The 13,415-nt window shown below is 65.9% G+C and carries 12 protein-coding genes; 11 read left to right on the forward strand and 1 reads right to left on the reverse strand.

The features are described from left to right. The first annotated feature begins 16 nt into the window (after positions 1 to 16). The 11 genes from rlmN (at position 17) to NF616_RS09035 (ending at position 11,413) form a co-directional block, all read left to right on the forward strand. On the forward strand, positions 17 to 1,162 hold the full coding sequence (gene rlmN, locus NF616_RS08985; protein ID WP_252272883.1) for a dual-specificity RNA methyltransferase RlmN: 1,146 nt from the start codon (positions 17 to 19) through the stop codon (positions 1,160 to 1,162). A gap of 14 nt (positions 1,163 to 1,176) precedes the next feature. Beyond that, the gene (gene pilW / locus NF616_RS08990) at positions 1,177 to 1,938 is read left to right on the forward strand and encodes a type IV pilus biogenesis/stability protein PilW (protein ID WP_252272884.1); all 762 of its coding nucleotides are present in this window, start codon (positions 1,177 to 1,179) and stop codon (positions 1,936 to 1,938) included. Continuing rightward, positions 1,938 to 2,969, forward strand: coding sequence for a RodZ domain-containing protein (locus NF616_RS08995; RefSeq protein ID WP_252272885.1), 1,032 nt, complete (start codon positions 1,938 to 1,940; stop codon positions 2,967 to 2,969). Before pilW ends, NF616_RS08995 begins: the two co-directional genes overlap by 1 nt. A gap of 8 nt (positions 2,970 to 2,977) precedes the next feature. Continuing rightward, positions 2,978 to 4,090 carry a flavodoxin-dependent (E)-4-hydroxy-3-methylbut-2-enyl-diphosphate synthase gene (ispG, locus tag NF616_RS09000; protein WP_252272886.1) on the forward strand — a complete coding sequence of 371 codons (1,113 nt, stop codon included), beginning with the start codon at positions 2,978 to 2,980 and terminating at the stop codon, positions 4,088 to 4,090. 145 nt (positions 4,091 to 4,235) lie between these two features. Continuing rightward, a complete protein-coding gene (hisS, locus tag NF616_RS09005) occupies positions 4,236 to 5,522 on the forward strand; it encodes a histidine--tRNA ligase (protein ID WP_252272887.1) in 1,287 nt (428 codons plus the stop codon). Positions 5,523 to 5,549: 27 nt separating this feature from the next. Further along, positions 5,550 to 6,191: a YfgM family protein gene (locus NF616_RS09010; protein ID WP_252272888.1), complete on the forward strand. Its 642-nt coding sequence runs from the start codon at positions 5,550 to 5,552 to the stop codon at positions 6,189 to 6,191. After that, a complete protein-coding gene (bamB, locus tag NF616_RS09015; RefSeq protein ID WP_252272889.1) occupies positions 6,184 to 7,335 on the forward strand; it encodes an outer membrane protein assembly factor BamB in 1,152 nt (383 codons plus the stop codon). Before NF616_RS09010 ends, bamB begins: the two co-directional genes overlap by 8 nt. Positions 7,336 to 7,404: 69 nt before the next feature. Beyond that, positions 7,405 to 8,904, forward strand: a complete 1,500-nt coding sequence (gene der, locus NF616_RS09020) for a ribosome biogenesis GTPase Der (protein ID WP_252272890.1) — start codon at positions 7,405 to 7,407, stop codon at positions 8,902 to 8,904. 128 nt (positions 8,905 to 9,032) lie between these two features. Further along, positions 9,033 to 10,181, forward strand: a complete 1,149-nt coding sequence (locus NF616_RS09025) for a pyridoxal phosphate-dependent aminotransferase (protein WP_252272891.1) — start codon at positions 9,033 to 9,035, stop codon at positions 10,179 to 10,181. Then, positions 10,169 to 10,966 carry an amidohydrolase gene (locus NF616_RS09030; RefSeq protein ID WP_252272892.1) on the forward strand — a complete coding sequence of 266 codons (798 nt, stop codon included), beginning with the start codon at positions 10,169 to 10,171 and terminating at the stop codon, positions 10,964 to 10,966. The genes NF616_RS09025 and NF616_RS09030 overlap by 13 nt, the downstream gene beginning before the upstream one ends. A 12-nt stretch (positions 10,967 to 10,978) precedes the next feature. Further along, entirely contained in the window at positions 10,979 to 11,413 is a 435-nt protein-coding gene (locus tag NF616_RS09035) for a hypothetical protein (RefSeq protein WP_252272893.1), read from the forward strand. Between the two features lie 237 nt (positions 11,414 to 11,650). On the opposite strand, the gene leuA is transcribed toward NF616_RS09035, so the two are convergent. Continuing rightward, a complete protein-coding gene (gene leuA / locus NF616_RS09040) occupies positions 11,651 to 13,321 on the reverse strand; it encodes a 2-isopropylmalate synthase (protein ID WP_252272894.1) in 1,671 nt (556 codons plus the stop codon). Positions 13,322 to 13,415 lie beyond the last annotated feature (94 nt).

Raw genomic sequence — 13,415 nt, forward strand, 5'->3', positions numbered from 1 at the left:
CGCTGTAGGTGAATCCATGAGTGACGCAGTGAAAGCCAACCTGCTGGGCATGACCAAGCCGGAACTGGAGCAGTTCTTCGAGTCGATCGGGGAAAAGCGCTTCCGTGCCGGCCAGGTGATGCAGTGGATTCACCACTTCGGCGCCGAGGATTTCGACGCCATGTCGAACGTCGGCAAGGCCTTGCGCGAGAAGCTCAAGGCCTGCGCCGAGATCCGCGGTCCCGAGATCGTCAGCCAGGACATTTCCGCCGACGGCACCCGCAAGTGGGTGGTGCGCGTGGCATCCGGCAGCTGCGTCGAGACCGTGTACATCCCGCAAGGCGGCCGAGGCACTCTCTGTGTGTCTTCTCAGGCCGGCTGCGCGCTGGATTGCAGTTTTTGCTCCACCGGCAAGCAGGGCTTCAACAGCGACCTGACTGCCGCGGAAATCATCGGTCAGGTATGGATCGCCAATAAGTCCTTCGGCACCGTACCGGCCAAGATCGACCGTGCCATCACCAACGTGGTGATGATGGGCATGGGCGAACCGCTGCTGAATTTCGACAATGTCGTGCCCGCCATGCAGATCATGATGGAGGATCTGGGCTACGGCATTTCCAAGCGCAAGGTGACGCTGTCCACCTCCGGCGTGGTGCCGATGATCGACAAGCTGGCGACCGTCACCGACGTGTCCCTGGCCCTGTCGCTGCACGCACCGAACGACGAGTTGCGCAATCAGCTGGTACCGCTGAACAAGAAGTACCCGCTGTCCGTGCTGCTGGCGGCCTGTCGCCGCTACATCGATGGTTTGGGCGAAAAGCGTTACCTGACGGTCGAGTACACCCTGCTCAAGGATGTGAACGATCAGCCCGAGCATGCCGAGCAGATGGTCGCACTTCTCAAGGATTTTCCTTGCAAGATCAATCTGATTCCGTTTAATCCCTTCCCCTTTTCCGGTTACGAACGGCCGAGCAACAACGCCATTCGCCGCTTCCAGGACCTGTTGCACAAGGCTGGCTTCAACGTCACCGTTCGCACCACCCGTGGGGACGACATCGACGCAGCCTGCGGGCAATTGGTCGGCCAGGTGCAAGACCGCACCCGGCGCAGCGAGCGTTACATCGCCGTGCGCCAGCTGGGCAGCGAGGTCGCCGAGCCTCGTGACGCCGCCAACCGAAACTGAAAGGGAGGAACTCCATGACCTTGCGCACTGCGCTCTATCTGTCTCTGATCTGCCTGCTGGCAGGATGTGTTAGAACCGGTGGGCCGGTGGATCCCATGAGTACCGAGGAAGGCCGGGATGCGGCGCGCGATGCCTACATCCAGCTGGGTGTTGGACACCTGCAGCAGGGCTCTACCGAGCGGGCCAAGGAGCCGCTGCGCAAGGCGTTGGAACTTGATCCTTCGAGCTCCGAGGCAGTAGCCGCCCTGGCGGTGGTCTACCAGTACGAGATGGAGCCCAAGCTGGCCGACGAGCACTATCGCAAGGCGATTTCCTTAAGCGACGGCGATGCCCGGATCCTCAACAATTACGGCGGCTTCCTGTTCGAACAGAAGCGCTATCCTGAGGCTTACACCCAATATCTGAAAGCCTCTCAGGACACCCTCTACAACGAGCGCTCCCGGGTTTTCGAGAACCTCGGTCTCACCGCCCTCCAGCTGGGCAAGCGCGAAGAGGCCAAGCAGCATTTCCAGAAGGCCCTGCGCCTGAACAGCCAGCGCTCGGTTTCCCTGCTGCAGATGGGCGTGCTCTCGTATGAAGACAAAGACTACGTGGCCGCTCGCAGTTACTATGCGGGCTTCAGTCAGCAGGCGCAGCAGAACCCGCAGAGCCTGCTGCTCGGCATTCGCCTGGCCAAGGTCTTCCAGGATCGCGACCAGGCCGCCAGCCTCGGGCTGCAGTTGAAGCGACTCTATCCGGGCACTCCGGAATATCAGCAATACGTGTCGGAGCAGTGATGAAAGCCTCGCATCCCGAAGTGGTCGCCGCGTCCCGGGTCAATCCCGGAGAAACGCTGCGCAAGATGCGCGAAAGCAAGGGTCTGGAGCTCGGCGAGGTGGCGATCCAGCTCAACCTCACCGCCCAGGCGCTGCGCAATCTCGAGGGCGGTGCCTTCGACCAGCTGCCGGGACACACCTTCGCCCGCGGCTATGTGCGGGCGTACGCCAAGCTCATGGGCATGGACCCCAATCGTCTGGTCAACGAGTTCGACCAGTACACCGGCACCGACGCCAGCGGCAGCAGCGTGGCCAGCCTCGCGCGTATCGAGGAGCCGGCGCGCGTTTCGCAGAGTCTGGTGAAGCTGTTCAGCATCGTCGCGCTGGTCGCCATCGGTGGCGTCGGCTTCTTCTGGTGGCAGGGGGAGAAAGAGCGCCTGGACCTCGGAGTCGACAAGACCAGTCTCGAGCATGTCGAGGTCGAAAGTGCCGATGGCACCACCGAGATTCATCCGCTGGCCGAGCCCGAAGACCAGGCGGTAGCCGACGCGCAGGGCGAAGTCCCGGCCATCGAACCGCCGGCCGATGTCCCTGCCCAGGCCGCGGCGCCATCCGCCACTGCCGACGGCGCCGCCGAGCAAGCGCCGCCGGTGACATCCGAAGAAGCTGCACAGGCGCCATCGCCTGCGACCGAAACAGCCGAGACCGCTGCGCCGGCGGCCGCCGAGCCGCAGGCCGCCATTGCGGAGCCGAACACCGAAGCTGCCGAGACGCAGGCGCAAACCCAGGCCCCGGTCGCGCCGGCCGCCGGCGAAGCGCTGGTCAATCTGCAGTTCACCGCGGATTGCTGGACCCAGCTCACTGACGCCGACGGCAAGGTGCTGCTCAGCGCGCTCAAGCGCCGCGGTGATAGCGTCGAGCTGGCCGGCAAGGCGCCGCTGGACCTGCACCTGGGCTTCGCCCGTGGCGCCGTGGTGCTGGTCAATGGCCGGCCGGTCGACGTCGCCCCTTTCATCCGCGGTGAAACCGCACGCCTCAAGCTGGGGCAGTGAGCCAGAACATGCATTGCGAATCTCCCATCAAGCGTCGCCCGTCCCGCAAGATCTGGGTCGGCTCGGTACCGGTCGGCGGCGATGCGCCGATCGCCGTGCAGAGCATGACCAACACCGAGACCTGCGACGTCGCCGCCACGGTCGGCCAGATACAGCGCCTCGAGGCCGCCGGCGCCGATATCGTGCGCGTCTCCGTACCGTCCATGGAGGCTGCCGAGGCTTTCGGTCAGATCAAGCGCCAGGTCAACCTGCCGCTGGTGGCGGACATTCACTTCGATTACCAGATCGCCCTGCGCGTGGCCGAGCTGGGCGTCGACTGCCTGCGCATCAACCCGGGCAACATCGGCCGTGAGGACCGCGTCAGGGCGGTGGTCGAGGCGGCGCGCGACAAGGGCATCCCGATCCGCATCGGCGTCAACGCCGGCTCGCTGGAGAAGGACCTGCAGAAAAAATACGGCGAGCCGACGCCCGAGGCGCTGGTGGAATCCGCGCTGCGCCACGTCGAACACCTCGACCGCCTGAACTTTCCTGACTTCAAGGTCAGCGTGAAGGCCTCCGACGTGTTCATGGCCGTCGAGGCCTACCGCCTGCTGGCCAAGCAGATCGAGCAGCCGCTGCACCTGGGCATCACCGAGGCTGGTGGCCTGCGCTCCGGTACCGTGAAGTCGGCGGTCGGCCTGGGCATGCTGCTGGCCGACGGCATCGGCGACACCATCCGCATCTCCCTGGCCGCCGACCCGGTGGAAGAGATCAAGGTCGGCTTCGACATCCTCAAGTCCCTGCGCCTGCGCTCGCGTGGCATCAACTTCATCGCCTGCCCAAGCTGCTCGCGACAGAACTTCGACGTGGTCAAGACCATGAACGAGCTGGAGCAGCGGGTCGAGGACCTGCTGGTGCCGCTCGATGTCGCGGTGATCGGCTGCGTGGTCAACGGGCCGGGCGAGGCCAAGGAGGCGCATATCGGCCTCACCGGCGGCACGCCGAACAATCTGGTCTACATCGACGGCGCCCCGGCCTCGAAACTGACCAATGACAACCTGGTGGACGAGCTGGAGAAGCTCATTCGCCGCAAGGCGGCCGAGAAGGTAGAGGCCGACGCGGCGGTGATCGCCCGCGGCTGATTCACACCTGCTCTCGACACGTCGCGAGCGCGGGTCAGGCAAGAAAGAAGAAGACAAAAGCGCAGTTTACGTCAGCATTTTGAGCCCGTTTTAGACGCTGCATGAGCAAGCGCAGCCGCGTCGAGAGCGGGTTTAAGGAATATTCGTGAGCAAGACCCTGCAAGCCATCCGTGGCATGAACGACATCCTGCCGGAACAGACTCCGGCCTGGCGCTACCTGGAGCGCAGCTTCGCAGAGCTGCTGGATGGCTACGGCTACAGCGAGATCCGCCTGCCCATCCTCGAGTTCACCGAGCTGTTCGCTCGCGGCATCGGCGAGGGCACCGACGTGGTCGACAAGGAGATGTACACCTTCCTCGACCGCAACGGCGAATCCCTCACCCTGCGTCCCGAAGGTACCGCGGGCTGCGTGCGCGCCGTGCTCGAACACGGCCTGTCCGGCGGTGGCCAGGTGCAGAAGCTGTGGTACACCGGCCCGATGTTCCGCTACGAGAAGCCGCAGAAGGGCCGCTACCGCCAGTTCCACCAGATCGGCGTGGAAGTCTTCAACCTGCCCGGGCCGGACATCGACGCCGAGCTGATCATCCTCACCTGGCGCCTGTGGCAGAAGCTCGGCATGGCCGATGCCGTGACCCTGCAGCTCAACACCCTGGGTTCCAGCGAAGCCCGCGCGCGCTACCGCGAGGCGCTGGTGGCCTTCCTCCAGGACCGCTTCGACCAGCTCGACGAAGACAGTCAGCGGCGCATGACCACCAACCCGCTGCGCATCCTCGACAGCAAGGTGGAGAGCACCCAGGCCCTGCTGGTCGGCGCGCCGACCCTGCATGACTACCTCGACGAGGAGTCGGTCGCCCACTTCGAGGGCCTCAAGGCCCGACTGGACGCGGTCGGCCTGCGCTACGAGATCAACCAGAAGCTGGTGCGCGGCCTCGACTACTACTGCCGGACCGCGTTCGAGTGGGTCACCGACAAGCTCGGTGCCCAGGGCACGGTCTGCGGCGGCGGTCGTTACGATGGCCTGGTCAGTCAGTTCGGCGGCAAACCGACCCCGGGTGTGGGCTTCGCCATGGGCGTGGAGCGCCTGGTGCTGCTGCTGGAGACCCTCGGTGTGGTACCGGCCGAGCTGAACCGTCCGGCCGACCTCTATCTCTGCGCCTTCGGCGAGGCCGCGGAGCTCGCCGGCCTGGGCCTGGCCGAGCGTCTTCGCGACGCCATTCCCGGCGTACGCCTGCTGGTCAATGCCGGCGGCGGGAGCTTCAAGAGCCAGTTCAAGAAGGCCGACAAGAGCGGCGCCCGCTTCGCCCTGATTCTGGGTGAGGACGAAGTGACCGCCCGCGTGGTAGGTTGCAAACCCCTGCGCGACGACGCACAGCAACAGAACATCGCCTGGGATGCGCTGCCCGCGCACCTGGCCGCCTGCCTGCAGGCCTGAGAACAAAGCGAATAAGGAGTTATTGGGGTGAGCATGACCGAAGACGAACAGATTGCGCAGCTGAAGGACTGGTGGCAGCGCAACGGCAAGCCCCTGCTGACCGGCGGCGTGCTGGCGCTGGCCCTGGTGGTCGGCTGGCAGGCCTGGCAGCAGTACCAGGAGAATCAGGCCCAGGGTGGCGGCGCGCTGTATCAGCAACTGCTGGAAACCACGCTCACTCCCACGGGCGAGCCGGATGTCGGCAAGGTCACCGAGCTCGCCGACAAGCTGAAGAAAGAATACGCCGGCACCCACTACGCCCAGTACGCCAGTCTGTTCGTCGCCAAGGTGGCGGTCGACAGCGGCAAACTGGATGACGCCGCGGCCGAGCTGCAACCCTTGCTGAAGGACCCGGCCGACGTCACCGTCGGCGAGCTGGCGCGTCAGCGCCTGGCCCGTGTACTGGCCGCCCAGGGCAAGACCGAGGAAGGCCTCAAGCTGCTGGATGGCGAGGCCGACAAGGCCTGGCAGGCCAGCCGCGAAGAACTCAAAGGCGACCTGCTGGCCCAGCTCGGTCGTGGCGACGAGGCGCATGCCGCCTACGAGAAGGCCAAGGCCGCGCTGTCCGAAGAAGCCGCCGTGGGCGGTCTGCAGATAAAACTCGACGACCTGGCGAAAGGGGATGCGTGACGTGATGCGCTGGAAGAATGCCGCAGTGCTGGCCCTGGCCGTATTGGCCGTGGGTTGCAGCAGCAACAGCAAGAAGGAACTGCCGCCGAACGAGCTGCCGGACATCCAGGAAGAAGTGCGCCTGGACGAGCAGTGGAGCCGCTCCATCGGCGACGGCCAGGGCGAGCTCTACAACCTGCTGACTCCCGCCGCCGACGGTGATCGCCTGTACGCCGCCGCCGCCAATGGCGACGTGGTCGCGCTGGATCGCCTGACCGGCGACAAGTTCTGGGAAGTCGAACTGGACCTGCCGGTCTCCGGTGGCGTCGGTGCTGGCTACGGCCTGGTACTGGTCGGTACCCTCAAAGGTGAAGTCGTCGCTCTGGATGCCAGCAGCGGTGAAGAGCGCTGGCGCGCCCGCGTCACCAGCGAAGTGCTGTCCGCCCCGGCCACCAACGGCGACGTCGTCGTGGTGCAGACCCAGGACGACCGCCTGATCGCCTTCGATGCCGCCTCCGGTGAGCAGCGCTGGATCTACGAGAACAGCCCGGCCGTGCTGACCCTGCGCGGCACCAGCAGCCCGGTGATGACCAATCGCCTGGTGATGGCCGGCCTGTCCAGCGGCAAGATCCTGGCGCTCGATGCCGGCCGCGGCATCCCGGTATGGGAGCAGCGCGTGGCCGTGCCGCAGGGCCGCTCCGAGCTGGAGCGCGTCGTCGACATCGACGGCAACCTGCTGCTTTCCGGCGGCACCCTGTATGCCGTGACCTACCAGGGCAAGGTCGCCGCGTTCGACGTGGAAAGCGGCCGCCCGCTGTGGAACCGCGATGCCTCGAGCTACGTGGGCCTGGCCCAGGGCTTCGGCAACGTCTACGTCAGCCTGGCCAACGGCGCGCTGGAGAGCATCGACGAGCGTTCCAATTCCGCGCTGTGGAGCAACGACGCCCTGCTGCGTCGCCAGCTGTCCGCACCGGAAGTGTTCTCCAGCTACGTGGCGGTCGGCGACTTCGAGGGCTATGTGCACCTGCTGAGCCAGGTCGACGGCCACTTCGCCGGTCGCGAAAAGGTCGACGGTGACGGCGTGCGCGCGCGTCCGCTGGTGATCGGCGACTGGATGTACGTCTACGGCAACAGCGGCAAGCTGGTCGGCCTGACCATCCGCTAAGCTGTTGAGCAATGTCCGGCCGCTGCCGTTCTACGGCAGCGGCCTTTGTGTTTTCTGAGGTATATGTCGATGGTTCCTGTAATCGCCCTGGTGGGCCGCCCCAACGTCGGCAAGTCGACGCTGTTCAACCGTCTGACCAAGACCCGCGACGCCATCGTCGCGGAGTACGCCGGGCTGACCCGCGATCGCCAGTACGGCGAGGCGAAGTGGCAGGGGCGCACCTACATCGTCATCGATACCGGCGGCATCTCCGGCGACGAGGAGGGCATCGATGCGAAGATGGCCGAGCAGTCGCTGCAGGCCATCGAGGAGGCCGATGCCGTGCTGTTCATGGTCGACTCGCGCGCGGGCATGACCGCCGCCGACCAGATGATTGCCGAGCACCTGCGCAAGCGGAACAAGCGCCGCTTCCTGATCGCCAACAAGGTCGACACCGTCGATCCGGACATCGCCCGCGCCGAGTTCAGCCCGCTGGGCCTGGGTGACGCCCTGCCGATCGCCGCTGCCCATGGCCGTGGCATCAACCAGATGCTGGAAGCCGCGCTGGGCATCTTCCCGCGTGACAACGGCGAGCCGGAGCCGGTCGAGGGCGAGGAGGGCGTGGAGGCGCCGACCGAGGAAGTGGTTGCCGAGGGCCAGGAGGCCAAGCGCATCCCCGGCCCGAGCGAGAAGGATGGCATCAAGATCGCCATCATCGGCCGCCCCAACGTCGGCAAGTCGACCCTGGTCAATCGCATGCTCGGCGAGGAGCGGGTGATCGTCTATGACCAGGCCGGTACCACCCGCGACAGCATCTACATCCCCTTCGAACGCGACGAAGAAAAGTACACCCTGATCGATACCGCCGGCGTGCGCCGCCGCGGCAAGATCTTCGAGGCCGTCGAGAAGTTCTCGGTGGTCAAGACCCTGCAGGCCATCCAGGACGCCAACGTGGTGATCTTCGTGATGGACGCCCGCGAGGGCGTGGTCGAGCACGACCTTAACCTGCTCGGCTTCGTGCTGGAGACCGGCCGCGCGCTGGTCATCGCCCTCAACAAGTGGGACGGCATGGAGCAGGGCGAGAAGGATTACGTGAAGACCGAGCTGGAGCGCCGGTTGATGTTCGTCGACTGGGCCGACATCCACTTCATCTCCGCCAAGCACGGCACCGGCGTCGGCCACCTGTACAAGTCGGTGCAGACCGCCTTCAAGGCCGCCGTCACCCGCTGGCCGACCAACCGCCTGACGCAGATCCTCGAGGACTGCGTGCAGGAGCACCAGCCGCCGACCGTCAATGGCCGCCGCATCAAGCTGCGCTATGCCCACCTAGGGGGCGCCAACCCGCCGCTGATCGTCATTCACGGCAACCAGGTCGACTCGGTGCCGAAGACCTACACCCGCTACCTGGAAAACACCTACCGCCGCGTGCTCAAGCTGGTCGGCACACCGATCCGCATCGAGTACAAGGGCGGCGAGAACCCCTACGAGGGCAAGAAGAACAAGCTCACCGAGCGCCAGGTGAACCGCAAGAAGCGCCTGATGAGCCACCACAAGAAGGCCGAGAAGAAGCGCAAGGACAAGAAGCGCTGATTCCCAAGCGTTCCAGACTAAGGCGCAGCAGCTTCGGCTCCTGCGCCTTTTTCATGGGCGCCGCTGCTGCACCCCGAGCGGCCCATCGGCTATCCTCGCGGCTCGCACCACGCCAGCAGGAAGTCCCGATGCTCGCCAGCAAGCTGCCCAATGTCGGCACCACCATCTTCACCCGCATGTCCCAGCTCGCCGCGGAAGTCGGCGCCATCAACCTGTCCCAGGGCTTCCCCGACTTCGACGGCCCGCAGGCCCTGCGCGAGGCGGTCGCCTGCCATGTGCTGGAGGGACGCAACCAGTACTGCCCGATGACCGGCCTGCCGAGCCTGCGCCAGCAGGTGGCGGCCAAGATCGCCCGCAGCTATGGCGTGCAACGCGATGCCGACAGCGAGATCACCATCACCCCCGGTGCCACCGAGGCGATCTTCTGCGCGGTGCAGGCGCTGATCCATCCGGGCGACGAGGCCATCGTCCTCGACCCCTGCTACGACAGCTACGAGCCCTCGGTGGACCTGGCCGGCGGCCGTTGCGTGCATGTGCCGCTGGCCCTTCCGGACTTCGCCGTGGACTGGCAGCGCCTGGCCGACGCGATCACCGAACGTACCCGCCTGATCTTCCTCAACTCGCCGCACAACCCCAGTGGCGCACTGCTCACTCGCGCCGATCTGGACCAACTGGCGACGCTGATTCGCGGCCGCGATATCCACATCATCAGCGACGAGGTCTATGAGCACCTGATCTTCGACGGCGCCCGTCACGCCAGCGTGTTGGCCCACGAAGAGCTGTATGCCCGCGCCTTCGTGGTCAGCTCGTTCGGCAAGACCTATCACGTCACCGGCTGGAAGACCGGCTACGTGGTGGCGCCGCCACGGCTCACAGCCGAGCTGCGCAAGATCCATCAGTACGTGAACTTCTGCGGCGTGACCCCGCTGCAGCACGCCCTGGCCGACTTCATGGCGGTAAGCCCCGAGCACGTCGAGGAGCTGCCGGCCTTCTACCAGGCCAAGCGCGACCTGTTCTGCGACCTGCTGGCCGGCTCGCGTTTCCGCTTCACCCGCGCGCCCGGCACCTACTTCCAACTGGCCGACTACTCGGCGATCCGCCCGGACCTGGATGACGTGACCATGGCCGAATGGCTGACCCGCGAGCACGGCGTGGCGGCCATCCCGGTGTCGGTGTTCTACCAGCAGGCCCCGAGCCAGATGCGCCTGGTGCGCTTCTGCTTCGCCAAACGCGAGGAGACGCTGCGCCTGGCAGCGGAAAAGCTATGCGCGATCTGAGCCAACTGCCCGACCTCGAACTGGCGCTGATCCAGAGCGAACTGGACTGGCACGACGCCGCGGCCAACCGCGCGCGCTTCGAGCCGCTGCTGGAACAGGCCCGCGGTGCCGACCTGGTGGTGCTGCCGGAAATGTTCAGCACTGGCTTCTCCATGCATTCGGCCGAGCTGGCCGAGGCGGAAGGCGGTCCGACCACCGCCTGGTTGCGCGAGCACGCCCAACGCATCGGCGCCGTGGTCACCGGCAGCCTGATCATCCAGGCCGCCGATGGCAGCTACCGCAACCGCCTGCTGTGGGCGCGCCCGGACGGTTCGCTGGCCCACTACGACAAGCGCCACCTGTTCCGCATGGCCGGCGAGCACAAGCACTACAGCGCCGGCGAAGAACAGGTGCTTCTGGAGATCAAGGGTTGGCAGGTACGTCCGCTGATCTGCTACGACCTGCGCTTCCCGGTGTGGAGCCGCGACCCGCGCGACACCGACCTGCTGCTGTACACCGCCAACTGGCCGGGGGCGCGGCGCCACCACTGGAACCGCCTGCTGCCGGCGCGGGCCATCGAGAACCTGTGCTACGTCGCCGCGGTGAACCGCATCGGCAGCGACGGCAATGGCCATCCCTATAGTGGCGACTCGCAGGTGCTGGACTTCCAGGGCGAGCCCCTGCTGGCGCCGGGCGATGCCCCCGGCGTGTTCCGCGTGCGCCTGTCGGCCAGTGAGCTGGCGAGCTACCGACAGCGCTTCCCGGCGTTCCTGGACGCCGACACCTTTCACCTCTCGTCCCACTGAAGGAGTTTTTGCATGGATGCCAATCCCTACCGCGCGCCTGAGGCCGATCTGGTCGTTCCCCAGCAGGCCGCCACCGGTCCGCTCTATCGCATGAGCGCGGTGGGCATCGCGACCTTCTTCGGCACGCCGCTGGCCGGCGCCTTCATCACCACCCGCAACCTGCGGGCACTCGGTCTTCACGAGCAGGTACAAAAGACCTGGTGGATGGGCGTCGGCCTGCTCGTTGCGGTCATGGTGGTCGGTTACTGGCTGCCGGAGAGCGCCAGCATGGGCCTCACCGTCGGCCAGGTGTTCGCCATGCACTATTACGCCAAGCCGCTGTTCGGCGACACGGTGGCCGGGCATGGCGGACCGTTCTATTCCAACTGGCGGGCCTTCGGCATCTCGCTGCTGTTCCTGCTCGGGGTGATCGCGGCGCTGATTCCCATCGCCCTGCTGCTGGTCTGAGCGGCCAGAAAAAAGCCCGCCAATCGGCGGGCTTTTTCGTTCATGTGAGGCTTTGGCGGAGCGTGGCCATGCGCATCGTCACTCCTGAGCATGCGCCCATGGGCCTGGTGAATCGGCTCGCCGGCCGGACGACCTGATGCGCCGCGCCGCAGCCCTGTCTCCCTGCCGGCCGAATCCATGTCTAGCTCGCGGACATGAAAAAGGGGGCCATAGCCCCCTCGTTCAAACGCGTAGTGCTCAGGCAGCCTGCACGTCGGTCTGTGCCAGTGCGCGATTGAGGGCGCTGAACAGGGCGCGGAAGGTCGCGGTGGTCAGGTTCTCGTCGATGCCGATGCCGTGCAGCGGACGGCCGCCATTCAGGCGCACCTCGATATAGGCCGCGGCCTGGGCATTGGTGCCGGCGCTGATGGCGTGCTCGTGGTAGTCCATGATCTCGATGTTCTGCGGCAGGGCGGCGACCAGCGCCTCCAGCGGGCCCTTGCCGATGCCATGCTTGCGGCGCGCCTCGCCGTTGTGGGTGACGTCGACGTCGACGGTGCAGATGCCGTTCTCTTCCTGCAGGCGATGGCCCTTGAGCACGTAGGGGCTGTCGGCTTGCAGGTACTCGCTCTGCAGCAGGCCGTAGATCTGCTGGGCGGTCATTTCCAGGCCGAGGCGGTCGGTCTCGCGCTGCACCACCTGGCTAAACTCGATCTGCATGCGGCGCGGCAGGCTGATGCCGTATTCCTGCTCGAGCAGGAAGGTGATGCCACCCTTGCCGGACTGGCTGTTCACGCGAATGACGGCCTCGTAGTCGCGGCCGATGTCGGCCGGGTCGATCGGCAGGTACGGCACTTCCCAGATGCCTTCCGGGTCCTGCTGGGCAAAGCCCTTGCGGATGGCGTCCTGGTGCGAACCGGAGAAGGCGGTGTGGACCAGGTCGCCGACGTACGGATGGCGCGGGTGCACCGGCAGCTGGTTGCACTCTTCCACCACCTTGCGCACGGCATCGATGTCGGAGAAGTCCAGTTCGGGGTCGACACCCTGGGTGTAGAGGTTCAGTGCCAGGGTCACCAGGCAGACGTTGCCGGTACGCTCGCCGTTGCCGAACAGGCAGCCTTCCACGCGGTCGGCACCGGCCATCACGGCCAGCTCCGAGGCGGCCACGCCGGTGCCGCGGTCGTTGTGGGTGTGCACGCTGATCAGCACGCTGTCGCGGCTATCGATATGGCGGCCGAACCATTCGATCTGGTCGGCATAGTTGTTCGGCGTGGCGCACTCGATGGTGGCCGGCAGGTTGAGAATCAGCTTCTGCGTCGGGGTCGGCTGGAACACGCCGATCACCGCGTTGCACACCTCGACGGCGAAGTCGATTTCGGTGCTGCTGAACACTTCCGGCGAGTACTCGAAGCCCCACTGGGTCGCAGGCGCGGCGTCGGCCAGGCGCTTGATGGTGGTGCCGGCGGCCACGGCGATGGCTTTGACGCCGGCCTTGTCCTGGTTGAAGACGATCTTGCGGAAGCTCGGCGCGCAGGCGTTGTAGTAGTGGACGATGGCGCGCTTGGCGCCCTTGAGCGACTCGAAGGTGCGCTCGATGAGGTCGTCGCGGGCCTGGGTCAGCACCTGGATGGTCACGCCATCGGGGATGTGCCCGCCTTCGATCAGCTCGCGGACGAAATCGAAGTCGGTCTGCGAGGCGGACGGGAAGCCCACTTCGATTTCCTTCAGGCCCACGGCCACCAGGCACTTGAAGAAGCGCATCTTCTTCTCGGCATCCATCGGCTCGATCAGCGACTGGTTGCCATCGCGCAGGTCGGTGGACAGCCAGATCGGCGCCTTGTCGATGATCCGGTCCGGCCAGGTGCGGTCGGGGAGCTGGATCTGGGCGAACGGGCGGTACTTCTTCGAGGGGTCTTTGAGCATGGTCATGGTACGGAGTCCTTGGGCGACGACGGGCCAGCGAGGCGGGGAAGGCGAGCGAGAGGGTGTTCAGCTACGCAGTCGCGGGCTGACCAGGCGCTGG

The organism is Pseudomonas subflava, from assembly GCF_023823685.1.
Lineage (GTDB): Bacteria > Pseudomonadota > Gammaproteobacteria > Pseudomonadales > Pseudomonadaceae > Aquipseudomonas > Aquipseudomonas subflava.